The sequence below is a fragment of the Chachezhania antarctica genome (assembly GCF_003646465.1).
Taxonomy (GTDB): domain Bacteria; phylum Pseudomonadota; class Alphaproteobacteria; order Rhodobacterales; family Rhodobacteraceae; genus Chachezhania; species Chachezhania antarctica.
The window spans coordinates 72,838-98,118 of sequence record NZ_QZEX01000003.1 but is presented as its reverse complement, the minus strand read 5'-3'; the positions used below and the strand labels follow the sequence as shown (position 1 = coordinate 98,118).

Genomic DNA, 25,281 nt, shown 5'->3' with positions numbered 1-25,281 from the left:
TCAGCTGCGGACCTCGACCCCGGCCCATTCCTCGGTGATCTTCACGATCGAGGTGAAATCGCTTTGCGGTCCGAACTTCGCGTTCGTCGCCGCCAGGATCTGACGCACCACGGCGCCCGTGATCATCGGCACGCCCATGGCTTCGGCCTCGTCGATGCACAGGCGCACGTCCTTGTAGGACAGGCCGGTGTGGAACCCGAAATCGAAGGTGCCGGGCAGGACCGAGCGCGGGAACTTGTCCTGCGTGGCGCTGTTGCGGCCCGTGGAGGCATTGAAGATATCCAGCAGGACCTGCGGCGCGATGCCAGCTTTCACGCCCATCACCATCGCTTCCGAGGACACGACCATCGCGGCCGCGGCCAACAGGTTGTTGGCAAGCTTGGCCACCTGCGCCAACCCGGGCCCGTCGCCAACATAGAACTGCTTGCCGAAATGGGACAGATGGCCCTTCACCGCCTCGTATTCGTCCGATGGCCCCGAGACCATGCAGGCCAGCGTACCGTCACGTGCGCCCTTCAGTCCGCCAGACACAGGGCAGTCGAACCAGTGGATGCCCGCGTCGCACAGACTGGCGGCGGCGACCTTGGCGACGGTGGGACCGGTCGTGGAAAGATCTACCACGGTGCGAACCTTGCCCCCGGCGGCGGCGATGGTCGCTGCCACCTCGCCGACGATGGCCGGGGTCGGCAGGCTGAGGAAGATCACCTCCGCCTCCCGTGCGACCGCCGCCGCATCCGCCGCCGCGATGCCGCCGTGGCCGGTGAACGATTTCACCGCGTCGGGGGTGACGTCGCATCCGTGGACGGTCAGGCCTGCGCCAAGCAGGCGTTCGGACATCAGGGCGCCCATGCGCCCCAGCCCGACGAAGCCGAGTGTGTCAGTCATCGTGTGGGTTCTCCTCAAAGGTCCGGGACGGTCATGGGTGACCTGTCCAGCCGGACGATCCAGCCTTCGGTATCCGGGCGCAGGGCGGGGTAGAGTTCGGTGACAAGCGGATCGTGCCCGGGCACGATCCGGTCCAGGCCGCCGCCAAGCCGTTTCAGGGTTTCATAGCCTTCGAGCACACCCGGCACGGAATCGACCGTCGGGAAGACCCGCGCCTGCTGGATATGGGCAAAGTGGTGTGCCGTGTCCGAGGCCAGCACCACGGGGCCGCGCGCGGTGTCCACCGACACGCATTGCAGCCCGCGGGAATGCCCGCCGACAAGGTGCACACGGATGCCGGGGAAAAGCTCGGCATCGCCATCGTGGAACCGGACCTTGCCGCCATGGACCCGGCGCACCATCTTCACGACGTCCTCGATCTCGAACGAATGGTTGACGCCCGGGTGGCACATGCAGCGACCGGTGGCGAAGGCCATCTCGCAGTCCTGCAGGTGAAAACGGGCATTGGGCAGCAGATCGTGGTTGCCGATGTGGTCGTAGTGCATATGCGTGACGATCACGTCTTCGACGCTTGCAGTTTCCACGCCGAGCGCCGCCAGCCCCTTGGCCACGGGTTGGGTGATGGTGCGGCCCCGAAGGTCCGCACCGCGCTGGTCAAAGCCCGTGTCCACGACGATTGTCCGCGCGCCATTGCGCAGCACCCAGACGTAGTAGTTCAGCGGCATCGGCCCATTGTGTGGGTCGCCGCCGATAAAGTTCTCGGCCGCCGGGCGGTCGTGTCTTGCATAGGCGATTGCAAAGGCTTCCCAGGTGTCGCTCACCGGATCAGCCCTGCTCAGCGTCGTATTCGGCGATGCCTTCCTTGCCGATGCGGAAGCTGTCGACCCCGGCCGGCACGCCGGCATAGATCGCCACCTGCAGGAAAATCTCGCGGATCTCGTCCCTGGACACGCCGTTGCGCAGCGCGCCTTTCACATGCATCTTCAGTTCGTGCGGACGGTTCAGGGCCGCTATCATCGCCAGGTTCAGCATCGACCGCGTTTTCATTGGCAACGCGTCTCGCCCCCAGACATAGCCCCAGCAATATTCGGTCGTCAGGTCCTGCATCGCACTGTTGAAATCGTCGGCCGAGGCGATTGCGTTTTCGACGAATTCGCGGCCCAGCACGGATTTGCGGATCTCAAGACCCTTGTCGTAGGTTTCACGTCCCATTGCGGGTACTCCTCTTGCTTGATTGGGTGTCGTCGCGACGGCACAGGGCGTTCAGGTCGCGGATGTCGGGTGCGGTGACGGCGGTATCGAGCAGGCTCAGAAACTGCGCGGCGCGATGGTCGCCCAGAACGATCGTGGCATGGCGGGCCAGCCGGGCCCGAATTTCGTCGGGACCTGCCACCTGCACATCTTCCAGTTCGGCGGTTGTTTCCGTTTCGTCACTGCGGATCGTCACCCGTGCGCCCTGGCGCGCGGGATAGGCGGCAGTGAAACCGCTGTCGGCCACCAGGTCGATCTTCGGGATCAGGGCCGTTATGTCGGGGTCGGCCGGATCCGCGTAACAGGCTTCCGAGATTTCGCCGCGCAGCAGGGCGGCGGCCACGGCGAACCGGATGCTCATCTTCGCCTGCAATGCGTTCCGGAACGGCCCGCTGCGGGCACAACCGGGGTAAGCCAGCGCGGCATCGGTCGTGTCTACGCGGACCGAAGTGATCTTCCCGGGGGCCGCGGGGAACTTCGCCAGCGCAGCGAGCGCCGCCTGACCGGGTGTCTGGGCGTAGTTGCAGGCGGGAACCGCCTTGTGAAAGACCGACAGGATCTCGAATTCGTCCGGGGCTTTAGCCAGCGGGATCGACGCGGGCGCCTCGGTGCGGCCGATGGCGCGAAAGAGCCCGGCCGCACCTTCCAGCACGGAGGGAGAGCCAAACGCCCCCGCCTGCGCCAGCCGGGCCGCGCGCAGACCGTTCTGCGCGGCAAAGCCCGCATGGAAGAACATGTCGGCGCCGCCCGCATGCGGCCATTCGTTCAGACCGGCGGCGGTGTTGATTGCAAAGGCCATGGCCGAGGCCAACGCCTGTTCATCGAGACCCAGCAACAGTCCCGCCCCCGTGGCCGCGGCCAACGGACCGCAGAGCCCGGTGGGGCGGAACATGCGGGCCAGCTGGGGTGTCATCAGGGCCTTGCCGGTGCGTGCGCCGACCTCGTAGGCGATGGCGCCGGCGGTCAGGAACGCGTGGCCCGTCACCGGCCCCGAACGCAGCGCCGAAGCTGCAAGGAGTGCGGGCCACACGACGACGCCGAAATGCGCCACCGATCCGGTGTGCATGTCCTCGCGCACCAATCCGTGCGCGGCGACGGCGTTGGCGAAGGCCGCGTCGCCGTGGCTCGCCCCGCGGCCAGTGGCGATCAGTGCGGATTCACCGGGTTCGGCGATTGACGCCGCCTGCTGCGAATGGGCAAGGGGCGCAGCTTCGAACGCGCCGGAAAAGGCGTCGGAAAGGCACAGTTGTGCCTTCTCCAGCACTGGCCCTGTCCAGTCCTGCCGCCCCAGCGCCAGCGCCTCGGCCGCCATCGCCTGTACGAGTGTTGCGGAGCTGCTCACCGCGGGCCCACGATGGTAAAGCCCCCGTCGATCTTCAGCGTGATCCCGGTCACGCCCTTTGCGCCGTCGGAGGCGAGGTAGAGCGCGCCCTCGGCGATCTCGCGGCCCGTAACCATGCGCTGCATCGGCATCATCGCGCTGCGCGCCTGCCAGCCGGCGTCGTCCAGCAGCGCCTGTGTGCCCGGGGTTACCACTGTCCCGGGGGCCAGGGCGTTCACCCGGATGCCCTGCGGTGCCAGCTCAATCGCCTGCTGCCGCGTGAAGGCATCCATCGCGCCCTTGATCGAGGTATAGACCGCGGCATTCTTGATCGCGAAGGACACCGCGACCGACGACATGTTGAGGATCAGCCCGCCGCCCCGCGCCGCGATATGGGGCGTCGCCGCCTGGCTGCCCCAGAAGCTGCCCTTGATCCCGATGTCGAGCATCTTGTCGACCTCTGCCTCGGGCATGTCGACCAGCGGTGCGTAGTAGAAGTAGACGGCATTGTTGACCATCACGTCGAGCCCGCCGGCTTCGGCGAAGTTGTCGACCGCCCGGAACATGGCTGACCGGTCGGCCACATCCGCTTCATAGGCGGTGGCCCCGGGGATCTCGGCCGCGGTTTCCGCCAGAAGCCCGCCATTGATGTCCGCTATGCCGACAGCCGCGCCACGTTCCGCGAAACTTGCGGCGATCTCCTTGCCGATGCCGCCGGCGGCCCCCGTCACGAAGACCCGCCTGCCCTTGAAATCATCCATCTTGCTGATCCGCTCCCGCTTTCCGCCGTGCTGGCTGTTGCTGCCGTGATCGGGTTTGCGGTGGGATCTGTCGAAATCTTCCGATCCGCATTTCACCCTCTGAAACCGGCGCAGGCCCGTCGTGACCCGGACGGGCGGTGCGGGTCTGACTGGGACGACCCAGACGGGAAAGGACGCGTGGATGGCGACGCCGGACAGAGCGGGTGAGGATTTTGGATCGCGGCTGAAGGGCCCCGAGGTGCTGATCGGTACCTTCGTGAAGACACCGGGACCAGCCGTGCCGGAGATCCTTGGCAGCATCGGTTTCGATTTCATCGTGATCGACGAGGAGCACGCACCGCTGAACCGTGAAACCATCGACGTGATGATCCTTGCCGCCCGGTACCGCGGCGTTGCGCCCATCGTCCGGGTGGGCGATCCGTCGGCCTTCAGCATTCTCGGGCAGCTCGATGCGGGTGCGGCCGGGGTGATGATCCCCCATGTCGACAGCCCTGCCAAAGCCGCCGAAATGGCCGCTGCCTGCCGCTACCGCGGGGGGCGCCGGGGCTTCGGGAAATCGGCGCGGGCGGGCGATTACGGGGCCGTCGCCAACGCCGACCATATCGACCGGCAGGACGCCACCGTGCTGTGCATCCCGATGATCGAGGATCCAGAGGGCGTGGAGTGTGCAGCGGAGATTATTGCGACACCGGGGGTCGATGCCGTCTTCATCGGACGCGGAGACCTGTCGGTAGCGTACGGTGTCACGAGCACGGCGGACGCGCGTATCGTCGCCGCGGCGGAGCGGATTACGGCCGCCGCCCGCGCGGCAGGCAAACCGGCCATGGCGCTGGCCACCGGTCCGCAGGACCAGCGCTGGCTGGCCAGTCTGGGCGTGCGCGCCTTCTGTACCGGCAGCGACCAGGGGTTCTTGCGGGCCGCTGCCACGCGCGCCCTGCAGACCTGCCGCGACACAACTTCAAACTCCTGAGGACAAGATACCAATGTACGTAAGCAACGATCCCCGTTCGAAGCTGGCCGGCACGGAGGACAAGGGCGGGAGTCACCCGGTCGCGCCGGCGCAGCACTATGATTTCACCGACATCGCCTCGGCGGTGGCCGAGGACGGCGCACGGGTCTGGTATTCGCGTGGGCAGAACTTTCTGCTTCTCTTCGCGCAGGCCCGGCCAGGGGCGACGCTTCACCGTACGGACCAGCCCGACGAATATGTCCTGCTGCTTCCCGATGCCGACACCCGTGCGACGGTTGCATGGAACGGAACGACTGTCAGGATTGCCGGCCATTCGCTGGTCTTCATCCCGGCGGGCGACAGTTCCGTCACCCTGCCCGATGGCGGCACCGCGATCCGGCTTTTCACCACCCGTGCCACGGATCTGGTCGCGCGCTGTACCGAACTGCATCCCGACTACGTGGAGGATCGCAATGTCCCGCCGCTGGAAGACTGGCCCGCGCCGCCCGACGGCCAGACGGTGCGCGCCTACGCGCTGGATGTCCCGCAGAAAGAGGGACGCTTCGGCCGGATCTTCCGGTCGACGACGTTCATGGTGAATTACATCTACCCCCGCAGCGGCCCGCGCGACCGGAGCCAGATGTCACCCCACAAGCACGAGACGTTCCAGCAGGGGTCGCTCTGCCTTGACGGGGAATACCTGCACCACATGCGCTGGCCATGGGGGACCGACGCAAACGTCTGGCGCGAGGATGAACATGCCCGTTGCGGAGCCCCATCGCTGACGGTGATCCCGGCCGGCGCGCTGCACACATCCGAGGCCACCGGCCGGGGGACCAACATGCTGGTCGATATCTTTTGCCCGCCACGGGCGGATTTCTCGCGGCAACCGGGATGGGTGCTGAACGCCGACGATTATCCGGCGCCTGGCCGGGAACAGGGCGGGGAATAGACGGCGCGCGTCAGCTGAAAAAGAACCGCACCGGCGTGTGGGCGCCCACCGCCGCCTGCATGGCCGGGTCCGTCACCCAGCGGGCGAGATCCTGCAGGGTGCTTTCATAGCTGACGGCCTGCTCGTATCCGGCGAATGGCCAGTCGCTGCCCCAGAACAGCCGCTCCCAGCCGGCCGCGGCGACAAGTTCCCGGGCAACCGCATCCGCGAGGCCCGGCTGGACGAACCGGAAACCCGCCGAAAGCTTGACCCAGGTGTTCCCCCGTTCAATCGCGTCGAGCGCTGCACGGAAGCCCGGGTCGTTCACCCCCGTTTCCGTGTCGACCAGCGCCATGTGATCAAGAACCAGCCTGACGCCGGCGTTTTCGATGGCGCGGATCGTGTCGTCCATCCGGTGTGCCCTTTCCGTCAGGTGGACATGCCAGCCCAGGTCTGCGCAGCGGCGCAGAAGGCGGCGGTAGGGCTCGCTGGTGATGTCCGGGCGTTCGTCGCGCGGGCGCCAGAGAAAGCGCACCCCCCGGAACCCGGCTGCGTCATAGGCCTCCATCTGGGTGATGTCCCAGCCCAGGTCCGGCATCAGCGTGCCCCGCAGGCGTCGGTGACGTTTCAAGGCCTGAAGCACGTAATCGCTGTAGGTGCCGTAAAGGCTTGCGGCCGAGATCACGCCCAGGGCGACGCCGTGTCTGTCGAGCGTTTCCAGACAGAGTTCAAGCGACGCGTCCTCCTGCGGGTGATGCCAGGCCGTGGCCGCAAGCGGCATGTCGCGGGTGTAGATATGGAAATGGGTATCGACGAGCGGGCGGGGCAGGGGGGACTGTACCAATCCTCAGATCCTCCGGAACCGGGCCTGATCGGCCATCGCAGCCAGGTCGGGCGCGCATCCCGGTATCGGGGACACCCCGCGCAAAAACGTGTCGGCCAGACCGGCTTGGCTCAATCCCATGTGCTCTCTCGTATTCGCTGCAACTTCCGCGCACCTGACCTGCGCGCGGGGTGGCTTTCCAGTGACTGGGGTGCGCGTTTCAGGGTGTGAAACACGCCGTCGCGGGCGGTTTCGATCCCGCCTGCCTTCGGTAGCCTCGGCCGCGCCAAGACATATCCCGCAGCAGCGACAGGACCTCCATGACACACGCAAACGCCTTCGTCGCACCTTCCGGCCGACAGGAGATCGAAACCCGGCTTGCCGAATGCGACATCTCGGTTCTGCTGATGGTGCTGGTGCAGTTCACCGGCGACATGGATCTGCTGGACAGGGTGGCGCCGAACCTCTCCAAACCGGGCGTATTCCGGCATAAGGTTACCGACGCGCAGGCCGCCGAGATCCGGCAGCGCCTCGCCGCGCTTCTGGCGGAAACCCCCAAACCTGCCGCCGTGGTCACCGGTGAGGCCGGCCTGCACCGGATGCTAGACGGGTTCTGCCGCGAGCACGTGTCGGACCAGTACGTGCCGATGTTGCTCGACGATCTGGGCTTCCGCAAGGAGCCGGTTCCGCTGGCCGCCGCCGATCCGCAGACCCGTGCACGGGCCGATGCATTTCGTGTGCTGGTCATCGGGGCCGGCGCCTCGGGGCTCTGCGCCGGGATCAAGCTGCGGCAGGCCGGGATCACCTACGAGGTGATCGAGCGCAATTCAGATGTCGGCGGCGTCTGGCACGAAAACACCTATCCCGATTGCGGCGTGGATTCCGCGAACCACCTGTACAGCTTCTCGTTCGCGCTGAACGACGACTGGTCGCGCTACTACGTCAAGCAGGGGGAACTGAAAGGCTATCTGCGCGACTGTGCGGAACGGTTCGGGGTCATGCCGCACATTCGCTTCGGCGAGGAGGTCGAGACGGTTCGTTACGACGAAGGTGCCCGCCAGTGGGAGGCCGTTATCCGCACGGCCGACGGGACCCGAACAGCCCGTGCCGATGCGGTGATCTGCTCGGTCGGGCAGCTGAACCAGCCGGCCATTCCGTCCCTGCCGGGGCTCGACACATTTGCGGGCCGGGTGATGCACACCGCGCGCTGGGACAACGGATATGACTTCACCGGCAAGAAGGTCGCGATGATCGGCACGGGGGCCAGCGGGTTGCAGGCCGGTCCTCCGCTGGCCCGGATCGCCGATCACTTCACCGTCTTCCAGCGGTCTGCCCCCTGGGTGCTGCCGCGCCACAATTACGAAACGCTGGTGCCCGACGGTGTCAAATGGGCGCTGCGCGACGTTCCGCATTACGCGCAATGGTTCCGGTTCCTGCTGTTCTGGGCCTACGGGGACGGGGTGCATGACGCGTTGATGATGGAGCCGGGCTGGATCTCGGACCCTGACGCGCCTTCGGTTTCGGCACTGAACGAAGAGATCCGCAAGATATGGATAGCGTATCTCGACGGTGAAATCGGCGACCGTCCGGACCTGTATGCAAAAGCGCGGCCCGACTATCCGCCCTTCGGCAAACGTTCGCTGCGGGACAACGGCTGGTATAGTATGCTGAAGCGCGACGACGTGGACCTTGTGACTGACGGGATCGAACGGATCGAGCCCGACGCGATCATCGACACGGCGGGCCGACGCCATCCGACAGAGGCCATCGTCTTCGCCACGGGGTTTCACGCCAGCCGGATGATCTACCCGATGGAGGTCGTCGGACAGGGCGGGCGGACCCTGCGAGAGACCTGGGGCGACGACGATCCGCGCGCATATCTGGGCGTCTGCGTGCCGGGCTTCCCGAACTTCTTCGTCACCTATGGGCCCAACACCAACCTGGCCCATGGCGGCAGCATCATCTTCCAGGCCGAATGCCAGGTGAATTACATCCTGCGCTGCCTGGAACTGCTGCTGGAACGTGGCGACGCGGCCATGGATTGCCGCCCGTCGGCCCATGACCAATACAACCGGACCATCGACGAACGGCTGGAGCGGATGGTGTGGTCGGCCCCGACGCTCACCAACTGGTACAAGAACAAGGACGGGCGGATCACGACGAACACGCCCTGGCGACTGGTGGAATACTGGGACCTGACCCGGCGCCCGGATCTGCAAGCCTTTACCTTCATCCCCGCTGAGGAGACAGCCTGATGCAAGAGGACCGAGCCGACCTGCTGATCGGCGTCTGGAAGCTGGTCGATATCAAGAACACCGACGCGGCGGGGAACCTGCTGCGGTCTTCCTACGGGCCGAAGAAGATGGGGCTGATCACCTTCAACGACGATCACCGCATGATGGTGGTGATCAGCGACGGGCGGGACGACGTGCCCGAAGACGGCCCGCGCGAATACAGCTCCTATACTGGGCGCTTCACCTTCGACGGGCAGACGTTGCGCACGCAGGTCGACGGATCGCTGCCGCTGGAGCGGGTGGGGTCGCTCCAGACCCGTCCGGCCAAGCTGGAGGGCAACCGCGTAACGCTGACAGCGCCCCCGGTCGAGATCGACGGCGTGATGAACTACCGCGATCTGACCTGGGAAAAGATCGCCTGAGGCGTCGGCCTGCCGGGCTCAGACCCGGCGGGCGACCATGGCCAGCGCGATGAAACCGGCAGCGCCGGAAGTGACCAGTGTTGGCGTGAAGCCGATCAGGTCGAACGAGATCCCAAGAACTGCCGCTCCCGCCGCGGACATGCCGATGGCCGTCATTGTCCAGATGCTCATGACCCGGCCGCGCAGGTTGTCGCTCAGGTCCAGTTGGACGGCGGTCTGCAGCGAGATGGCCGACAGCGTCACGCAGAACCCAAGCAGGCCAACGAGAACCAGCGCGACGGTCCACACCCCGTTAAGCCCGACGAACGGGACCGCGGCCATCCCGACCAGCGCCGACAAGATGGCTTTTCGCGGAAACATTTCCGGTGCCTCGCCGGGAAGGACTGTCTTGGCGATGCCCGCAAGCAAGGCGCCGAAACCAGCACTGGACAGCAACATGCCAAGCCCCGTCGGTCCTCTTTCGAAGACACCGTCTGCCAGCACCGGCAGCACCTCCATCACGCCCCGAACGACGAAGGCCAGAAGCCCTGTCACCAGCAGCGCATTGCGGATCAGCGGCACGCCGGCGACATGGCGCAGCCCCGTGCGCATGGCAGCGAACAGAGGCTCATGCGTTTCCTCGGTGGCGGCGTTTTCGCGTGGGGTCAACGTGGCGAGCGCGAGGATGAAGGGCACATACAGCACCACCTGAACGCCAAGGCAGCCGGAAATCCCCCATTGACTGATCAGCCAGCCCCCCAGTGCAGGGCCGGACATGCGGGCGAGGTTGAAGAGGATCGCGACCGTCGAGATGACCGAGCCGATGGCCGCCCGGTCCACCAACCGGGGTGCCAACGACATCCGTACGGGGTGGTGAGCCGAGGCGACGACGCCGAGCGCCAGCGAAATCAGCAGCAGCGACGCGGTCCCCAATATCCCGGCATTGATCAGGATCAGCAGCAGAAGCGTCAGAACCAACATCGCGGACTGTGTTGCCACGGCGGCCAGGTGAACGCGCACCCTGTCGATCCAGACGCCGAAGAACGGACCGGTGATCAGCGTGGGCGCGAAATTGGCAAAGGACACCAGCCCCACGAAACTGGCCGATTCCGTAAGCTGCCAGGCGATCCAGCCCAGCGACATACGCTGCATCCACAGCGCATGCAGGCCGAAGATCTTGCCGGCAATGTAGATGCGGAAATCGGGGTAGCGCAGCGCGTTCTGATGCAGGGTCATTCGGGTGCAGGGTTGCCTCAGGCTCACCGATGAGGTCGGATCCGGGAGAGCGTGACGCCGCGTCCGTAAAGAGAGCAGAGCAAAGCCGTGGCATTTCACCGGGCGAAACGGCGCTCTGGCGCTACGCCGCCGGGAATGGCGCCCGTGATAGGTGGCCGGGTTCGCGGAGGTCGGAAAGAACGAGGAGCTGCCCCATGATGCAAGACATCCGCCTTGGCGATGTGACCATTTCGGCTATTCCCGAGACGGTCCGCCCCGGCAAGACGCCCGAGACGTTCTTCATCGGCGCGACACGGGAGGCGGCGGCCCGGCATTACGAGACGATGGAGCCCTTCCTTTACGTTCCCGAAACGGGCCAGATCGTGATGGCGTTCCAGAGTTTCGTTGTCCGCACGCCGCGGCGCACGATCCTGATCGACACCTGTAACGGCGAGCACAAGTTCACCGACGCGGTGGTCTGGCCGACACGGCCCTGGCTGGACAGGTTCCACGCGCTGGGGTTTTCCGTCGATGAGATCGACGTGGTGCTCTGCACCCATCTGCATATCGATCACACCGGCTGGAACACGCGGTTGGAGAACGGTGCCTGGGTCCCGACCTTCCCGAATGCCACGTACATCTTCAGCGCAACCGAGTACGCGTACTGGAAGAATGTGGCCGAAACGGGTGATGTCCCGCCGCTTCAGCGCGACGGGGTCTGGCAGATCAATTGCCTGCCGATCATGGAGGCCGGGCAGGCCAGGCTGATCGACGGCGCGCATGAAATCGACGATCATGTGCGGATCGAGCCGTCACCCGGGCATTCTCCGGGGCACTATTGTGTGCGCATCCGTTCGGGCGCACTGGAAGCGGTGGCGCTTGGCGATCTGATCCATCATCCGTTGCAATGCCGGGAGCCGGACTGGTCGACCCGCTACTGCTGGGATCCGGTCATGGCCACGGAGTCGCGGCGTACGCTGCTGGCCGCGGCGGCGCAGGACCGTACGCTTCTGCTGCCCACGCACTTCCCCGGCCCGACAGCGGGCTACGTTTCGCAGGACGGCGCAGGCTATGCCTACAGCTTCCTGGATGAGGAGGCATCGTGAGGCCGTCTTGGCGGTCGGCTGCATTTCATGTCATGAAACACCACCCTAATGAAGTGGTTCGAAAAAGACCCGCGGATAGGCTGATGTCCATGGCCGGGACATGGCCGGGCAGCTCGGACAGAGCGTCATGACGACTTTCTTTGGGAGGAAAGCAATGCACATGAAACAGATATTTGGACCGCCGCTTGCAATGGCCGGGGCCCTTCTGGCGGCATCGGCGGCCAGCGCGCAGGAGTGCCCCGAGGGCTACCCCTCGGGTCCTGTGGAATTCGTCGTGGCCTATGCCGCGGGCGGGGGCACCGACGCCATCGCACGCACGCTCGCCGCCGAGATCGAGGAAAGCCAGGGCTGGACGGTGCCGGTCAGCAACAAGCCCGGCGCGGGCGGCGGTGTCATGATGACCGGCCTGCTGGGCGCAAAACCCGACGGGCTGACGGTCGGCGTGGGCTCCACCAATACTGTGACGCTGGATCCTTATGCCAACCAGGGCATGCCCTTCACCTGGGAAAGCTTCGACTACCCGGCGACGGCCATGTCGGTGACCTTCGGTCTGGTCGCGCTGGAAGATGCCCCCTACGACACGCTGGAAGAATTCATCGAATACGCCCGCGAGAAGGGCAAGGCCACCATCTCCACCTCGGCAATGGCGCTGGAGATCGCGGTCGAACGGATCGGAGAGCACTACGGCGTCAACCTTGTGCCGATCCCCGGTAACGGTGCCTCGGACGCGCTGCAAAGTGCGCTTGGTGGTCATGTCGATGCCACGATCCAGGGCTCGCAACATATCCAGCAAATCGAGGCAGGGAAAATGAAGCAGCTTTCGACACTGGTCGAAGAGCGGGTTTCGTATGCGCCCGACACCAAGACCACGTTCGAAAGCGGCGTGAACGTGACCGCCGGGGCCTATGTGCTTGTCGTACTGCCCAAGGGTGTCGATCCTGCTATCCAGTCTTGTCTGGAAACGGTATTCGCCGAGGCCATCGAATCCGATGCCTACAATACGCTGATGGAAAACCTCGACGCCGTGCCGGCCAATCTGGGCAAGGACAAAACGCTGGAATTCATCAAGAAACAGGCGGCCGAATACCAGGACGCGTTCGCGAAGCGCGGCAACTGAGTTCGGCACGACCATGGCACTGGATCGCATCATCGGGGGAATGGCCATAGCGTTTGGCGCATTCCTCCTGCTTTACGGAATACCGGCAAATGTCCGGATGGTCAGCGGGATGATGCCCTACCCGGCGCTGTTTCCACAGATCGGCGCATGGATGTTCATCGTTCTGGGCGCGATCCAACTGGGCTTGGGGCGCGACAGCTTCGAATTCCCGGGCATACGCCAGTTCGGCGTGTTTCTCGGCGTCGTCGGCCTGACGCTTCTGGCCGTTCTGGGACTTGAACGCTTCGGCTATCTCACCGTCATGATACCGCTGCTTGCCGCGCTTGCGCTGGTCTCGGGCGAGCGGCGGTGGCCCTGGATCGCGGGGATCGCCCTTGGCCTGCCGCTTTGCGTCTGGGCGCTGTTCGAATTCGTCCTGCAACGCGGACTGCCCTAGGGCCCGAAAGACAACACAATGCTCGACCTAACAACCATCATCGCGGGCATCGGCGACGCCTTTACGCTGACGAACCTGATCTACATCCTGCTTGGCGTGATGCTGGGCCAGATCGTGGGCGCGATCCCCGGTCTCAGCATTCTGATGGCGCTCGCCATTGCCATTCCGCTGACCTACTCGCTCGATACGCTCACCGCGATCAGCTTCCTGATCTCCATCAACAAGGGCGGCACGGTGGGCGGGGCCGTGCCCTCGATCCTGCTGAACACGCCCGGCACACCTGAATCCGCGGCCACCGCGCTTGACGGGTATCCGATGGCCAAGAAGGGGCAGGGCGGGAAGGCGATGAAATACTCGCTGTACTATTCGGTCTTCGGCGACATCTCGAGCGATATCGTCCTGATCACCGTTTCCGTTCCGCTTGCCGCCGTCGCGTTAAAGATGGGGCCAATCGAGATCACGGCGCTGATGATCCTCGCCTTCACCGTAATCTCGGGTCTGGTCGGCGCGTCTCTGATCAAGGGGCTGATGTCGGTGGCGCTGGGGTTCCTGCTTGCCTCCGTCGGGATCGACCCGGCGCTGGGGTCGGCACGCTTCACCTTCGGCTATATCGAGTTGCTGGATGGGATGCCCTTGGCGGCGATGGCCGTGGGGATGCTGGCTGTGACCGAGATCTTCCTGCGTTTCTCCGAATTCGCCACGGCCCCGCGCGGCAGCAACCTGGACCGCGCGCAGAGCTTCGAGCCGGGCGAGCAGTCGGTGACGTTCAAGGAGGTCTGGGCGAACCGCTTCGTGGCACTGCGAGCCTTTGCCATCGGAACAGTCATCGGGGCGATCCCCGGGCTGGGATCCACCACGGCGGGGTTCCTCAGCTATTCGATCTCCAAGCAGGCCGCCAAGGATCCCGAAAGCTTCGGCACCGGTGATCCGCGCGGCATAGCTGCATCCGAGGCGGCCAACAGCGCCGTGGTCGGGGCGAACCTGATCCCGCTGCTGACGCTGGGCATCCCGGGCAATATCGCGGCGGCGCTGCTTGTCAGCGCCTTCATCATCCACGGTGTTCAGCCGGGCCCGCTGCTGTTCGAACGTCAGGGGCAGCTGATCTACGGCCTTTTCGGGGCGATGCTGGTGGCCAATTTTGCCAATCTGTTGGTGGGTCAGTTCGGCATGCGTTTCTGGTCCATGGTCGTGTCCGCACCGGCGCGGGTGGTCTACTCCGGTGCGTTGCTCCTGTGCGTCACCGGTATGTATTTCGCCGGCGGCGGGGTGTTCGGGCTGGTGATCATGCTGGGCTCGGCCGTAGTGGGCTACATCATGCGGCTCACCGGGTTTTCGACCATCGCTTTCATCGTCGCCTTCGTGCTGACGCCACAGCTTGAACGGTCGATCAACCAGACCATCCTGCTGTCCGATGGGGACCCGATGGAACTGCTACAGCATCCTATCGCCATCGTGCTCTTGTTGGCGTCGGTCTGTGCGGTCTACTTCCTTGGTCCGTGGAAGAAAAAGGACCCCGGCGTCGCCGGGGCCTGAGGTCAAAGCGCCAGCGCCTCGGTCACCGGTTCCGTCTGCATTCCGCCCGTCAGGCGGATGATGGTCTCGCGAATGCCGGTGGCTGCGGCCTGCAGATGAGGCACGTAGGTGCGCACGACCTCTTTCCGGCGGACGGCGCTGGTGTAGTACGTGATGCCGATCGTCGCGAGGACCTTGTCGAAACCCTCGTTGTAGATCGGCACCGCCACGCCCGAAGACACGAGATTGGCCTCGCCCCCGACCCGTTCCGCGAACTTGTCGCTGCGACTGGTATTCAGCAGCTGCTCGATCAGCCCGGGGGCGTTCATCAGGTGCTTGTCCGGATGGTCCGATGTTTCCAGAAGGCGCATCGTCAACCGCTGTTCCTCGGGCGCCGAAAAGGCCAGGTAGGCCCGGCCCAGCGGCATCGAGATCAGGCCCAGCCGCTTGCGGATATTGGCGTGATACGGCGACATCGGGCTGTCGCTGCAGGTCGTGTCGTAGACCACGACCGAACTGCCGTCGGGCACCGCGATGGCCGCCGGCCACTTGAGATCCCGCGTTAATTTCTGCAGCCAGGGCCGCCCGGCCTCGACCACGACGGGCGCGCCATGAAACCCGCAGCTCAGCTCGGCCACCGTCGAGGTCACGCGATACCCGCTGCCGTTTTCGTCGCGGCCGACATAATTGGCTGCGATCAGCGTTTCCAGAAGCCGGACGATCGTGGGTTTGGGCAGCCCGGTCAGCTTGTGAAGCTGGCTGACCGATGTCACCGATTGCCGATTCAGCACTTTCAGGATCTCGAGAGTCCTCAGCACCGAATTTACCGGCTGATAGGACGTCACGCGATGTTCCTTTGCTGTGTCATGAGTATTCCTCCCCAGGAAATGGTTGCGACATTTCATGCCGCCGTCAATCCTCCGGCGGCGCAAGGCTACCGGGAAAAGTAGAAGCGTTCGGCCGTCTCGCCGCCGATCCGGGCGCGCAGGTCTGGCTCGGGCACCTGCCTGTGCAGGGCTGCCACGGCATCGCCGTAGCTGACCCGACCGCGATGTCCGACGAAGGGCCAGTCGCTGGCCCACATCACCCGGTCCCAGCCTCCCGCGTCGACCAGCGCACGGGCCTGTGCATCGGGATCGCAGGCATTGAAGCGAAACCAGCCCGACAGTGTCACCCAGCACCTTCCCCGGTCCACCGCGCGCAACAGGGCCTGAAAGCAGGGATGCGCAGTGCCATCCGGCGTGTCGATGAACCCCATGTGGTCAACGACGACACATGCTCCCGCCCGTTCTATGGCGCGGATCGTGCGGCCCAGCCGCGCGGGCCGGTCGATCACATGAACATGCCAGCCCAGTTTTGCGCACAGGCGAAAGAGCCGCTGCTGCTCAGCGTCGTCCGGATCGGGCGTCATGTCCAGCGGTCGCCAATGGAGCCTGATGCCCAGAAACCCCAAGGCCCCTAGTCGCCGCAATTCGGCCTCGGGCACATCCCATGGCAGGTTGGTGGTGGCGCCCAGATTTGCATGCGCCGCCAGCGCCTGGGTAAAGTCCTCCCGGTGAAACCGGTACGTGCCGGCGGTCGCCAGTATGCCTTTGCTCACACCATGGACCTGGAACTCTGCCAGCGCATCCTTTGCCGGCGCGGGCCTGGCGCGATGATCCCAGCGATCGTCGCCAAGAGGCGTGGCAGCTGTGAAGATATGCAAATGCGTGTCGATCAGCATCTTTTGCTCCTCCGCTGCTGTCTATCACCGGCTGAAAGAGACCAGCGGGCTTGGCAACGGGACGTTTCACCATGTGAAATTCACGGGAACGCCGCGAACCGGGAAGACAAGCCGCCGCTAGCCTTGCAGTATCGCACCATCCACAAGGCTTCCCGATGACCGACATCCAGCGCTCAGATTTCTTCGTCGAAACCGTCGATGGGGTTCGCATCGCGATCCGCGAAGTGCGCAGCGATGGTGTGCCGGACCGCGTTCCCATGGTGCTGATGCATGGCACCCGCATTCCGGGGCTGAGCGAATTCGATCTGCCGGTCGAGAACGGTTCGCTTGCTGCCGATCTCGCCGCCAAGGGCCACGTTTGCTATATTGTCGACGCGCGCGGTTTCGGCCGGTCGGAACGTCCACCCGAGATGGACGCGCCGCCGCTGCCCGGCGCAAAGTCCCTCGCCCGCTCCATCGAGATCACCCGCGATGTGGATGCGGCCGTCGATCACCTGCTGGCGTCGACGGGCCAGTCCCGCGCCGCGATCTTCGGCTGGGGTGTCGGTGGCACCATCGCCGCGATGTATGCAGCGCTCTGGCCCGAGAAGGTGAGCCACATCATCGGCTACATGATGATCTATGGCGGGGCCGGAACACATGCCCAGTTTGGGCCTGGATCCGCATGGGACGATCCGGAAAATTCTGGCCATTTCAACAAGGCGGCTTGGGGGAATTACGCCTGGAACGGGCTCGAGCTTCTGGATGTCCATTGGGACCGGCAGATCCCTATCAGGGACAAGTCCGCGTGGCGTGATCCGGCGATGCTCGAAGCTTTTCGTCAGGCCCTTATCGACGGCGATCCGCTGGCCGCAACGCGCGATCCGCCGCAATACCGCAGCCCGAACGGAATGCTGGAAGATCTGTTTATCATGGGCGCGCGCACCGAGCCCCTGTTCAGCGCAAGCCAGGTCTACTGCAACGTGATGATCGCCCGCGGCGAGTACGACGGGCTTTGCAGGGTCGAGGACATGGAGGCATTCATGGGGGACATGTCCAACGCTGAATCCGTCGTTTTCTGGAACCGCCCCGACACCACTCACTACGTGTTACTCGATCGGCCCGAGCGGGGGCGCGATGATTTATTGAGGGCACTGGACGCGTTTCTCCGACCCTGAGAATGTTCAACAACTCGACGTTCGCCATGCAGCCTTGTACCGCGAACCGCGAGAAATCCCGGCGGAATGCGGCCTTATGGTCGATCACACGACGTTGAACCGGTGGGTGGTGGAGTTCACTTGGGCCATGACGGGCTTCTGAAGTATGCGGCGACCGAAGGCGTTCAAGAAACAGACCCGTCGGCTGAAGATGAACCGTTCCGTCCTCTGGTCTGGTGATGGTCGTTCGCAGGTTGTCCCGCGTGTCTATCTTGCCTAGAGTTATTGACGCACGAGTAGAATAATGTTCCCTTTGGTTTGCTGGCCTTTTGGCCGCGGGTACTGACGGCCGGTCGGGGCTTTGTCCCGCGTGCAGATTTGGTCCGTGATGGTGCTGGAAGGCGGGGAAAGCCATGGATTATCCAGTTGAGGCCGTCGGCCGCAGGGCTAGCTTTGCATTTCATGTGCGGCGGGCCTCTTGGGGTGACGTCCGGCAGGAGTTGATATGACACCGGTTGGGCGTTTTGAGCTGAATTGGCCGGGCGATGCGCTGTTCGGCGCGGGCCGGGTTGACGGGCTGGGCACGCTTTTGGCCGGACGGGGGCAGACGCGTGCGCTGATCGTTACCGACCCGGGCTTGCGCGAGGCGGGCGTGCTGGCGCGGGTCGAGGCGGCCTTGCAGGCGGGAGGCGTGGCCTTCGACAGCTATGATCAGGTCAGTCCGAACCCCACCACAGCGAACGTGCGCGCCACGCGCGAGATCTGGGAAACGGGTGGGTTCGACGCGCTGATTGCCCTTGGCGGCGGGTCGAGCATCGACACCGCCAAAGGCGCGATGGCCGAGATCCTGACTGGCAAGGAAGCAATCGCCTGTTTCGGACAGAACGTGGACCGCAGCGACCGGCCGCTGCCGCCGTTCTACGCCATCCCCACCACAAGCGGCACCGGGTCGGAATCGAGCCTTGGTGCGGTGCTGAAAAGCCCGGAGCGAAAGTTTGTGATCCGGGGGGCGCTGCTGCAGCCCCGCACGGTGATCATGGATCCGGAACTGACGCTGAGCCTGCCGCCAGGGATGACGGCGGCTACCGGTTTCGACGCGTTCTGTCATGCGATTGGCGCGTATACAAACACCTCGATCAATCCGGTGGCCGATGAACTGGCGCTGGCGGCGATACGGCTGGCGCTGGAGCATTTGCCGGTGGCGGTTGATCACGGCGACGATCTGGAGGCGCGCTCTGGTCTCATGCAGGCCAGTTACCTCGGCGGAGTCTGCATCGGGCAGAAGGGGGTCGATGGCATCCACGGGCTTTGTACCCCGGTGGAAAGCCTTATACCGGCGGTGCATGGGCAGGTGCTTGGCACGCTGTTGCCGTACGTGCTGCGGTACAACTTCGAAACGCAGGCCAAGCGCTATGCGGAGATTTCGAAACGGTTGGGGCTGGATGGCAACCCTGTGGAGGCGATCTTCGACGCTGCCACCGGGCTTGCGGCGCTGACCGGGTGTCCGGCGCGGCTGGGCGATTACGGGATTACCCAAGGCGACATCCCCCGGCTGACGGAAATGGCGCTGCTGTCGCAGGCGACGCAGCGCAACGGGCGGGAGATGCCGGCGGAGAACATCACGAAACTTTACGAAACGATGATCTGAATGGTTGCCCCGAACGGCGGGGGCTGAAGGAAAACGTGGATGAATGACTGGCGGCCAATGTGGCGCCGCTGATCAACCACTGCGTGGCGGTGCAGAGCGTTCCCTGTGCGGTGGTGGGAAAGTTGGCGGAATTCGGCCGGGCGACCCCACACCTGACCCGGCTCCCTTCTGCGTGGAAACAAACAGGGTGTCGCCAGATGCACGTGCCGGAATCTCGTCTGCCAGGCTGCACGGCGGGCCAAGCTTTGGGCTTTCCTGGTTGTCCGACGTGGGGCATGCTGTTTGGGTCTCGACCATGCCATTCAGGAAAAGATCGAGGAAATGATCGGCAATGTCTTCGGGTGACATGCCTTCATCCTCGGTGTGCCATCGCAGTATCCAGTTCATGGCGCCGAGGACGAGGTACGAGGTGACGCGCGCATTCACCGGCCGAATTTCACCTTCTGCCATCGCTCGATCGATCAGCATACGCGAATACCGGTCCAGCTGCCCCTTCGGTCCAGCAGTTCACGCTGGGCGTCTTCCGGCAGTGCGCGGATGGCTGACATGGTCGTGTAGGCGCCGTGCTCCTCCGTCAGCGGGCACATGAACCGGCGGTAGAGTTCGCGGACTTCTGCCCAGCTTGACACAGCCCCGTTCCAAATCGGCATTCGGTCTTTCTCCCTGGGCGCGGTCCTGTCCGGTGGGATTGATGGTTTTGCCATTAGCCTGAAATATTCTCATTAGACAATTAATAGTCCTAAAAATTCATCTATTGACTGAAGAGTAAATTTATGACCCCTTGAGTAGGAAGTCAGTGACCACGCCGCTGGCCCGCCGGCAGGTGGGCTGGCGTCCGAGGCGCCTTGTCGGGTTTCGTGCATGGGCAGGGAGGAAAAATGACCATGAACCACACCTGTGGATGCGGTCGCGCGGGGCTCCGCGGCCAAATGGAACGGTTGTCCGCGCGTCAGCCTCACGCAGTCTTGTCGTGGAGAGCAGACCAGTGACGGTCCTGCTCGACGACGAACAGCGGATGCTGAAGGAAAACGTGGATCGCTGGCTGGCGGCAAACGTCACGCCGCTTATCACCATGCACGAGGCTGACTGCACCTTCCCCTTCGAGATCCTCGATGGGCTGAAAGACTTCGGCTACCTCGGCGGGCGGATCCCCGAGGCCGACGGCGGTTTCAACCTGTCCTACACGACCTGGGGCATGTTGATGGAAAGCGCCGGCTATTGCTGGGGCTCGCTGCGCACCATCGTCAACATCACCAACGGCACGATCCAGAAGCTCAGCCGTTGCGGCACGCCGGAACAGAAGGACCGCTGGCTCAAGCCGCTTCTGAACAACGAAATCCGCACCTGTACCGGGCTGAGCGAGCCCAATGTCGGGTCTAACATGCGCGGGATCGAAACGCGGGCGGACCTCAAGGACGGCAATTACGTGATCAACGGGCGGAAGCTCTGGATCACCAACGGCATCAACGCCGACATCTGCCTTGTCGTGGCGCGGACCTACAGCGCCGATTGCGACGGGGACCTGTCGGCCTTCGTGGTCGAGAAGGACACGCCGGGCTTCTCGGCGAAACGGGTGTCGAAGATGACCCTGCGCCCGACCGGCACGTCGGAGCTGGAGTTCGACAACGTCACGATCCCGGTCGAAAACCGCATCGGGGACGAAGGCACCGCGCTTTCGGGTACGCTGGCGGGGCTCAACACTGCGCGGGTGAACATCGCCATGGGCGCGGTCGGGCAGGCGCAGGCGGCGCTCGATCTCTCGGTAGACTATGCCAAGACCCGCAAGCAGTTCGGCAAGCCCATCGGGTCCTTCCAACTGATACAGAAGCACATCGTCGACATGACCATCCGGGTGAAGGCCGCTCGCGCCCTGGCCTATACCGCCGCGGCCCGACTCGATGCCGGCGAGGAGGCGCGCGAGGATTGTTCCATCGCCAAGCTCTACGCCACCCAGGCCGCCTTCGAGGTCGCCGACATGGCGCTGCAGGTCCATGGCGGGCTGGGCTACGCGACGGATTACCCGATCGAACGCATCTTCCGCGACACCCGCGGCGGGATGATCCCGGAGGGGACCTCGGAGATCCAGACACTCATCGCGGGTCGCGAGATCCTCGGCCTGAACGCCATTACCTGAAGAGACGCCAATGCCCAGAGATTTCGAGCCCTACGTCTTCCCAGACCTGACGCGTCTCTCCGCGCCGCGGACAATCGCGGTGCTGGGCGCGTCGGAAAAGCCGCATTCCATCGGCTACCACGCGATGAGGAACATCGTGGAGCATTCCGGCTTCAAGGGCACCGTCTACCCGGTAAACCCGAAGCAGGAGACCGTGATGGGTCTGCACGGCGTGCCGGACGTGGCTTCGCTGCCCGGACCGGTGGACGTGGTGATGGTGGTGATCCCCGCGGCGGGCGTGGTCAAGGCGGTGGAGCAGGCGGGCGAAAAGGGCTGCGGCTTCGCCGTGATCCTGACCAGCGGGTTTTCCGAGGCCGACGAATGGGGCCGGGCGGAAGAGGCGAAGCTGGTCGAGATATCGCGGCAGACCGGCATCCGCATCTACGGGCCGAACTGCCCGGGGCTGGTGAACCTGAACCTGCCTCTGGGCATGACATTCAGCCCGGCTTTCAAAGACGACATCGCGCCCGGCCCCATCGGGCTCGCCACCCAGGGCGGCGGCCTTGGGCGCAACATGATCCAGCACAACGAACGCGGCGCGCAGTTCGGGCTCTGGTCGTCGTCGGGCAACGAATGCGACCTCCAGGTGGCCGATTTCGTGCACCACATGGCACAGGATCCCGACATCAAGGTGATCGGCTGCCTTGTCGAGGGCTTCAAGGACGGTGCCCGCTTCGCGGCCGCCTGTACGGAGGCGGCGCGCAAGGGCAAGCCGGTGGTCGGTCTGAAGGTCGGCCGCTCGGAATACGGTGCCAAGGCTGCGGCGTCGCACACCGCGTCCATCACCGGCTCGGCCGAGGTCAATTCCACCGTCTTCCGCCAGCTGGGCGTGGTCGAGGTCGACGACCTCGACGAACTGGTCGACGTGGCGATGCTCTTCTGCCGCAAGATCCCCACGGGCGACGAGAAGATCGGCGTCTTCGCCTCCTCGGGCGGGGCGGCGTCGCTGTGTGCCGACAATGTCGGCATGGCGGGGCTGACGCTGGCGGAGTTCACCCCGGAAACGGCAGAGCGGCTGGCGGCAGCACTGCCCGCTTACGCCAACATGTCGAACCCGATCGACACCACATCGATCTCGATCTCCCACCCCGAGGCGTACCGCGAGGCTCTGGCGGCCTGTGCTGCCGACGCCAATGTCGGGCTGGTGCTGGCGCCGCTGCCGATGGACTACGGCGAATACTCGGTGGTGAACGCGGGCTCCTTGAAGGATGTTCAGGACGGCGCCGCGGTGCCCATCGTGCCGATCTGGATGTCGGAACGGCAGGGCGAAGGCTATCGCAAGCTGGCCGAGGCCGGGCTTGTCCCGTTCCGGTCGCTGCGCAACATGCGCCAGGCGCTGCGCCGCTGGGTCGATTATGGCACCTGGATGCAGCGCCGGGATGCTGGCTGGACGCCCGCCATCGTTCAGACGGGTTCGCGCGGGGAGGCGGGTGCGACCCGGACCCTGAGCGAGATCGAGGGCAAGTGGGCGCTCGCCGCCGCGGGTGTGCCGGCAACGGCGCCAGAGATTGCCGCCGCCGCAGATGACGCCGCGACGATCGCGGCCCGGATGGGCGGGCGGCTCGCGCTCAAGATCGTCAGCCCGGACATCACCCACAAGTCCGACATCGGTGGGGTGAAGCTGAACGTGACCCCCGAAACCGCGGCCGCGGCACATGACGAGATCATGGCCAATGCGCGCAAAGCCCGACCGGACGCGGAATTGACCGGAGTCCTGGTCGAGCCCATGGCCCCCGACGGCGGCATCGAAGCCTTTGTCGGCGTCTCCCGCGATCCCGTGTTCGGGCAGGTTATGACCTTCGGGCTGGGCGGCATCTATGTCGAGATGTTCGCCGACGTGACCCGGACCATGCTGCCGGTCACGCGCGAGATGGCGATGGACATGATCGGTGCGCTGAAATCCTCGCGCCTGCTGACCGGGTATCGCGGGCAGCCGAAACGTGACACCGGCGCGCTGGCCGACCTGATCGTGAATGTTTCGGACTATGCCGTTGCCACGCCGGAACTGGTCGAGATGGACATCAACCCGGTCTGGGTCGGCACAGTCGGAGAGGGGGTCATGGCGCTCGATGCCGTGATCGTGGTGGAGGCGTGAGCGGGCCACTGGACGGCATCACCGTCGCCGATTTCTCCGAACTTCTGCCGGGCCCCTTCATGACGGGCGCCATGGCCGAGATGGGCGCGCGCGTGCTCAAGATCGAACGCCCCGCGGGCGACGGGCTGCGCCGGAGTTCACCGGGAACCTTCGAGATCGTGAACCGCGGGAAGGGCTCGGTCGCGCTGGACCTCAAGGACGAAGACGACCGGGCGCGTGCGGTGGAGATCCTGCGCGAGGCCGACGTCATGGTCGAGGGTTTCCGCCCCGGTGTGATGGCGCGCCTGGGCCTGGGCTACGACGCCATGGCCGCGGTCAATCCCGGCCTCGTCTACATCTCGCTGTCGGGCTACGGCCAGACCGGCCCCCTGGTGAAGACGCCGGGGCATGACCTCAACTACCTCGCTCAGGCTGGGGTGACGTCGTTGTGCGGCCGCCCGGACGGGCCGCCCGAACACAGCTTCGGCCTGCCGGTCGCGGATCTTGGTGGCGGGATCTACGGGCTGGCCTCGGTCCTCGCCGCGCTGTTGCAGCGCGCCACGACCGGGCGGGGACAGCATATCGACCTGTCGATCACCGATTGCCTGGCCCATTGGGTGAACCCACGGCGCGGGGTCTACAACGTGAACCACGTCGAAGACCTGCAAGCGCAGCGCGAGGTGGCGCTGGTGCGCCCGGCCTATGGCGTCTTCGCCTGCCGGGACGGCGCGATCTCGATTGCCGCGCTCGAGGATCACTTCTGGCGCGCGCTCTGCGCGGCGCTAGAGCTCGGGGCATTCGACGACCCTGAGCTCGCGGGCCTCGCCGCGCGGCGCGGGCGGGCGCAGGACGTGAACGCGGCCATCGCCGCGGCCGTCGCGCCGATGCGCCGCGACGAGGCGATGGATCTGATGATCCGGCACGATGTCCCCGCAAGCCCGGTCCTGACCGTGAACGAGGCGACCGCGTCCGAGCATTTCGCGGCCCGCGAGCTGATCGTGGAAACGGCCTGCGGCCCCGCGGTGCCCTTCCCGGTGCGGCTTGACGGCATGTCGCGCGACCTGCCGCCGGCGCCCGCCTTGAACACCCATGGAGGCCAATCCCGATGAGTGCCGAAGACACCAGGCCTCCGCACCGGATCGCGGGTTTCAACACACTCGAACTCGCGGCGGGACTGATCATCTTCGTCGTCGGCCTGATCGTCGCGTTCGAAAGTCTGAGCTACTCCTTTGGCACCCTGCGCAACGTCGGCCCCGCGGTCTTCCCCATGCTGCTGGGCTTCACCCTGGCGGCGCTGGGACTGGCCATCGTGTTCGAGGGGCGGACCTCTCTGGCGGTGGCGCCCTATGTCCCGTGGCGGGCGGTGCTTGCCATCTGCGCCGCGCTGGGGGCCTTCGCCCTGCTGATCGACACAGCCGGCGCCTATGTCGCGATCTTCGCGCTGATCTTCCTTGCCGGGCTGGCGGACCGGCCTTTCCGCCCGGTGACGCTGCTCTGCGTCGCTCTGGGACTTTGCGCCTTCATCACCGCGCTGGTCCTGGGCTTACGCGGTATCGTCAACATCGACCTTCTGCCGGGGGCCTGA

General features: G+C 65.1%; 25 protein-coding genes. 14 read left to right on the top strand and 11 right to left on the bottom strand.

Annotated features, from left to right (window positions below):
* Genes D4754_RS07625 through D4754_RS07605 form a run of 5 tightly spaced genes read right to left on the bottom strand, consistent with a single transcriptional unit; the run spans window position 1 to window position 4,218 of the window.
* Window positions 1-903, bottom strand: coding sequence for an NAD(P)-dependent oxidoreductase (locus D4754_RS07625; protein WP_476727330.1), 903 nt, complete (start codon window positions 901-903; stop codon window positions 1-3).
* Complete coding sequence (locus D4754_RS07620; RefSeq protein ID WP_205589597.1) at window positions 900-1,706, bottom strand: N-acyl homoserine lactonase family protein; 807 nt, start codon at window positions 1,704-1,706, stop codon at window positions 900-902. The genes D4754_RS07625 and D4754_RS07620 overlap by 4 nt, the downstream gene beginning before the upstream one ends.
* A 4-nt stretch (window positions 1,707-1,710) precedes the next feature.
* Complete coding sequence (locus tag D4754_RS07615) at window positions 1,711-2,097, bottom strand: carboxymuconolactone decarboxylase family protein (RefSeq protein ID WP_121062692.1); 387 nt, start codon at window positions 2,095-2,097, stop codon at window positions 1,711-1,713.
* Window positions 2,087-3,478, bottom strand: a complete 1,392-nt coding sequence (locus tag D4754_RS07610; protein ID WP_205589596.1) for an MmgE/PrpD family protein — start codon at window positions 3,476-3,478, stop codon at window positions 2,087-2,089. The genes D4754_RS07615 and D4754_RS07610 overlap by 11 nt, the downstream gene beginning before the upstream one ends.
* Window positions 3,475-4,218, bottom strand: coding sequence for an SDR family NAD(P)-dependent oxidoreductase (locus D4754_RS07605; protein ID WP_121062691.1), 744 nt, complete (start codon window positions 4,216-4,218; stop codon window positions 3,475-3,477). Before D4754_RS07605 ends, D4754_RS07610 begins: the two co-directional genes overlap by 4 nt.
* A 181-nt stretch (window positions 4,219-4,399) precedes the next feature.
* On the opposite strand from D4754_RS07605, the gene D4754_RS07600 reads away from it, so the two are divergent.
* The gene (locus D4754_RS07600) at window positions 4,400-5,188 is read left to right on the top strand and encodes an HpcH/HpaI aldolase family protein (RefSeq protein WP_121062420.1); all 789 of its coding nucleotides are present in this window, start codon (window positions 4,400-4,402) and stop codon (window positions 5,186-5,188) included.
* A gap of 13 nt (window positions 5,189-5,201) precedes the next feature.
* Window positions 5,202-6,119, top strand: coding sequence for a cupin domain-containing protein (locus tag D4754_RS07595; RefSeq protein WP_121062418.1), 918 nt, complete (start codon window positions 5,202-5,204; stop codon window positions 6,117-6,119).
* A gap of 10 nt (window positions 6,120-6,129) precedes the next feature.
* On the opposite strand, the gene D4754_RS07590 is transcribed toward D4754_RS07595, so the two are convergent.
* A complete protein-coding gene (locus D4754_RS07590) occupies window positions 6,130-6,942 on the bottom strand; it encodes an amidohydrolase family protein (protein WP_121062416.1) in 813 nt (270 codons plus the stop codon).
* 299 nt (window positions 6,943-7,241) lie between these two features.
* On the opposite strand from D4754_RS07590, the gene D4754_RS07585 reads away from it, so the two are divergent.
* Together D4754_RS07585 and D4754_RS07580 are read left to right on the top strand one after the other, a co-directional pair.
* Complete coding sequence (locus D4754_RS07585; protein WP_121062415.1) at window positions 7,242-9,176, top strand: flavin-containing monooxygenase; 1,935 nt, start codon at window positions 7,242-7,244, stop codon at window positions 9,174-9,176.
* Window positions 9,176-9,577 (top strand): lipocalin-like domain-containing protein, encoded by a 402-nt coding sequence (locus D4754_RS07580; protein ID WP_121062413.1) that lies wholly within the window; start codon window positions 9,176-9,178, stop codon window positions 9,575-9,577. Before D4754_RS07585 ends, D4754_RS07580 begins: the two co-directional genes overlap by 1 nt.
* Window positions 9,578-9,595: 18 nt before the next feature.
* On the opposite strand, the gene D4754_RS07575 is transcribed toward D4754_RS07580, so the two are convergent.
* Window positions 9,596-10,792 carry an MFS transporter gene (locus tag D4754_RS07575; protein ID WP_121062411.1) on the bottom strand — a complete coding sequence of 399 codons (1,197 nt, stop codon included), beginning with the start codon at window positions 10,790-10,792 and terminating at the stop codon, window positions 9,596-9,598.
* A gap of 194 nt (window positions 10,793-10,986) precedes the next feature.
* Between D4754_RS07575 and D4754_RS07570 the strand changes: the two genes are divergently transcribed.
* The 4 genes from D4754_RS07570 (at window position 10,987) to D4754_RS07555 (ending at window position 14,963) form a co-directional block, all read left to right on the top strand.
* The gene (locus tag D4754_RS07570) at window positions 10,987-11,877 is read left to right on the top strand and encodes an MBL fold metallo-hydrolase (protein WP_205589595.1); all 891 of its coding nucleotides are present in this window, start codon (window positions 10,987-10,989) and stop codon (window positions 11,875-11,877) included.
* A gap of 160 nt (window positions 11,878-12,037) precedes the next feature.
* Window positions 12,038-12,994: a tripartite tricarboxylate transporter substrate binding protein gene (locus D4754_RS07565; RefSeq protein WP_205589594.1), complete on the top strand. Its 957-nt coding sequence runs from the start codon at window positions 12,038-12,040 to the stop codon at window positions 12,992-12,994.
* Between the two features lie 13 nt (window positions 12,995-13,007).
* On the top strand, window positions 13,008-13,430 hold the full coding sequence (locus tag D4754_RS07560) for a tripartite tricarboxylate transporter TctB family protein (protein WP_121062408.1): 423 nt from the start codon (window positions 13,008-13,010) through the stop codon (window positions 13,428-13,430).
* Between the two features lie 18 nt (window positions 13,431-13,448).
* Window positions 13,449-14,963 carry a tripartite tricarboxylate transporter permease gene (locus D4754_RS07555; protein ID WP_121062406.1) on the top strand — a complete coding sequence of 505 codons (1,515 nt, stop codon included), beginning with the start codon at window positions 13,449-13,451 and terminating at the stop codon, window positions 14,961-14,963.
* Between the two features lie 2 nt (window positions 14,964-14,965).
* Here D4754_RS07555 and D4754_RS07550 read toward each other — a convergent pair whose 3' ends face one another.
* Both D4754_RS07550 and D4754_RS07545 read right to left on the bottom strand, forming a co-directional pair.
* A complete protein-coding gene (locus D4754_RS07550; RefSeq protein ID WP_205589593.1) occupies window positions 14,966-15,787 on the bottom strand; it encodes a helix-turn-helix domain-containing protein in 822 nt (273 codons plus the stop codon).
* 89 nt (window positions 15,788-15,876) lie between these two features.
* Window positions 15,877-16,665, bottom strand: a complete 789-nt coding sequence (locus D4754_RS07545) for an amidohydrolase family protein (protein WP_121062403.1) — start codon at window positions 16,663-16,665, stop codon at window positions 15,877-15,879.
* Window positions 16,666-16,820: 155 nt separating this feature from the next.
* On the opposite strand from D4754_RS07545, the gene D4754_RS07540 reads away from it, so the two are divergent.
* Complete coding sequence (locus D4754_RS07540) at window positions 16,821-17,822, top strand: alpha/beta fold hydrolase (protein ID WP_121062402.1); 1,002 nt, start codon at window positions 16,821-16,823, stop codon at window positions 17,820-17,822.
* A 484-nt stretch (window positions 17,823-18,306) separates the two neighbouring features.
* Entirely contained in the window at window positions 18,307-19,449 is a 1,143-nt protein-coding gene (locus D4754_RS07535; protein WP_121062400.1) for an iron-containing alcohol dehydrogenase family protein, read from the top strand.
* A gap of 72 nt (window positions 19,450-19,521) precedes the next feature.
* Here D4754_RS07535 and D4754_RS23915 read toward each other — a convergent pair whose 3' ends face one another.
* Entirely contained in the window at window positions 19,522-19,917 is a 396-nt protein-coding gene (locus D4754_RS23915) for a TetR-type transcription factor C-terminal domain-containing protein (protein WP_163025827.1), read from the bottom strand.
* Window positions 19,911-20,099 carry a hypothetical protein gene (locus D4754_RS07530; protein WP_121062398.1) on the bottom strand — a complete coding sequence of 63 codons (189 nt, stop codon included), beginning with the start codon at window positions 20,097-20,099 and terminating at the stop codon, window positions 19,911-19,913. The genes D4754_RS23915 and D4754_RS07530 overlap by 7 nt, the downstream gene beginning before the upstream one ends.
* A 335-nt stretch (window positions 20,100-20,434) precedes the next feature.
* Between D4754_RS07530 and D4754_RS07525 the strand changes: the two genes are divergently transcribed.
* Genes D4754_RS07525 through D4754_RS07510 form a run of 4 tightly spaced genes read left to right on the top strand, consistent with a single transcriptional unit; the run spans window position 20,435 to window position 25,281 of the window.
* Window positions 20,435-21,583: an acyl-CoA dehydrogenase family protein gene (locus D4754_RS07525; protein WP_240453796.1), complete on the top strand. Its 1,149-nt coding sequence runs from the start codon at window positions 20,435-20,437 to the stop codon at window positions 21,581-21,583.
* Between the two features lie 10 nt (window positions 21,584-21,593).
* Window positions 21,594-23,717 carry an acetate--CoA ligase family protein gene (locus D4754_RS07520; protein ID WP_121062396.1) on the top strand — a complete coding sequence of 708 codons (2,124 nt, stop codon included), beginning with the start codon at window positions 21,594-21,596 and terminating at the stop codon, window positions 23,715-23,717.
* Window positions 23,714-24,805, top strand: a complete 1,092-nt coding sequence (locus D4754_RS07515) for a CaiB/BaiF CoA transferase family protein (RefSeq protein ID WP_121062395.1) — start codon at window positions 23,714-23,716, stop codon at window positions 24,803-24,805. Before D4754_RS07520 ends, D4754_RS07515 begins: the two co-directional genes overlap by 4 nt.
* Window positions 24,802-25,281, top strand: coding sequence for a tripartite tricarboxylate transporter TctB family protein (locus D4754_RS07510; RefSeq protein WP_121062393.1), 480 nt, complete (start codon window positions 24,802-24,804; stop codon window positions 25,279-25,281). The genes D4754_RS07515 and D4754_RS07510 overlap by 4 nt, the downstream gene beginning before the upstream one ends.

Excerpts from the sequence above, each read along its gene's own strand:
- D4754_RS07530 (WP_121062398.1), bottom strand. The coding sequence starts at position 20,099 with ATGCCGATTTGGAACGGGGCTGTGTCAAGCTGGGCAGAAGTCCGCGAA.
- D4754_RS07545 (WP_121062403.1), bottom strand. The coding sequence starts at position 16,665 with ATGCTGATCGACACGCATTTGCATATCTTCACAGCTGCCACGCCTCTT.
- D4754_RS07570 (WP_205589595.1), top strand. The coding sequence starts at position 10,987 with ATGATGCAAGACATCCGCCTTGGCGATGTGACCATTTCGGCTATTCCC.
- D4754_RS07580 (WP_121062413.1), top strand. The coding sequence starts at position 9,176 with ATGCAAGAGGACCGAGCCGACCTGCTGATCGGCGTCTGGAAGCTGGTC.
- D4754_RS07615 (WP_121062692.1), bottom strand. The coding sequence starts at position 2,097 with ATGGGACGTGAAACCTACGACAAGGGTCTTGAGATCCGCAAATCCGTG.
- D4754_RS07565 (WP_205589594.1), top strand. The coding sequence starts at position 12,038 with ATGAAACAGATATTTGGACCGCCGCTTGCAATGGCCGGGGCCCTTCTG.
- D4754_RS07520 (WP_121062396.1), top strand. The coding sequence starts at position 21,594 with ATGCCCAGAGATTTCGAGCCCTACGTCTTCCCAGACCTGACGCGTCTC.
- D4754_RS07560 (WP_121062408.1), top strand. The coding sequence starts at position 13,008 with ATGGCACTGGATCGCATCATCGGGGGAATGGCCATAGCGTTTGGCGCA.
- D4754_RS07540 (WP_121062402.1), top strand. The coding sequence starts at position 16,821 with ATGACCGACATCCAGCGCTCAGATTTCTTCGTCGAAACCGTCGATGGG.
- D4754_RS07535 (WP_121062400.1), top strand. The coding sequence starts at position 18,307 with ATGACACCGGTTGGGCGTTTTGAGCTGAATTGGCCGGGCGATGCGCTG.
- D4754_RS07605 (WP_121062691.1), bottom strand. The coding sequence starts at position 4,218 with ATGGATGATTTCAAGGGCAGGCGGGTCTTCGTGACGGGGGCCGCCGGC.
- D4754_RS07510 (WP_121062393.1), top strand. The coding sequence starts at position 24,802 with ATGAGTGCCGAAGACACCAGGCCTCCGCACCGGATCGCGGGTTTCAAC.
- D4754_RS07600 (WP_121062420.1), top strand. The coding sequence starts at position 4,400 with ATGGCGACGCCGGACAGAGCGGGTGAGGATTTTGGATCGCGGCTGAAG.
- D4754_RS07575 (WP_121062411.1), bottom strand. The coding sequence starts at position 10,792 with ATGACCCTGCATCAGAACGCGCTGCGCTACCCCGATTTCCGCATCTAC.
- D4754_RS07585 (WP_121062415.1), top strand. The coding sequence starts at position 7,242 with ATGACACACGCAAACGCCTTCGTCGCACCTTCCGGCCGACAGGAGATC.
- D4754_RS23915 (WP_163025827.1), bottom strand. The coding sequence starts at position 19,917 with ATGCTGATCGATCGAGCGATGGCAGAAGGTGAAATTCGGCCGGTGAAT.
- D4754_RS07595 (WP_121062418.1), top strand. The coding sequence starts at position 5,202 with ATGTACGTAAGCAACGATCCCCGTTCGAAGCTGGCCGGCACGGAGGAC.
- D4754_RS07555 (WP_121062406.1), top strand. The coding sequence starts at position 13,449 with ATGCTCGACCTAACAACCATCATCGCGGGCATCGGCGACGCCTTTACG.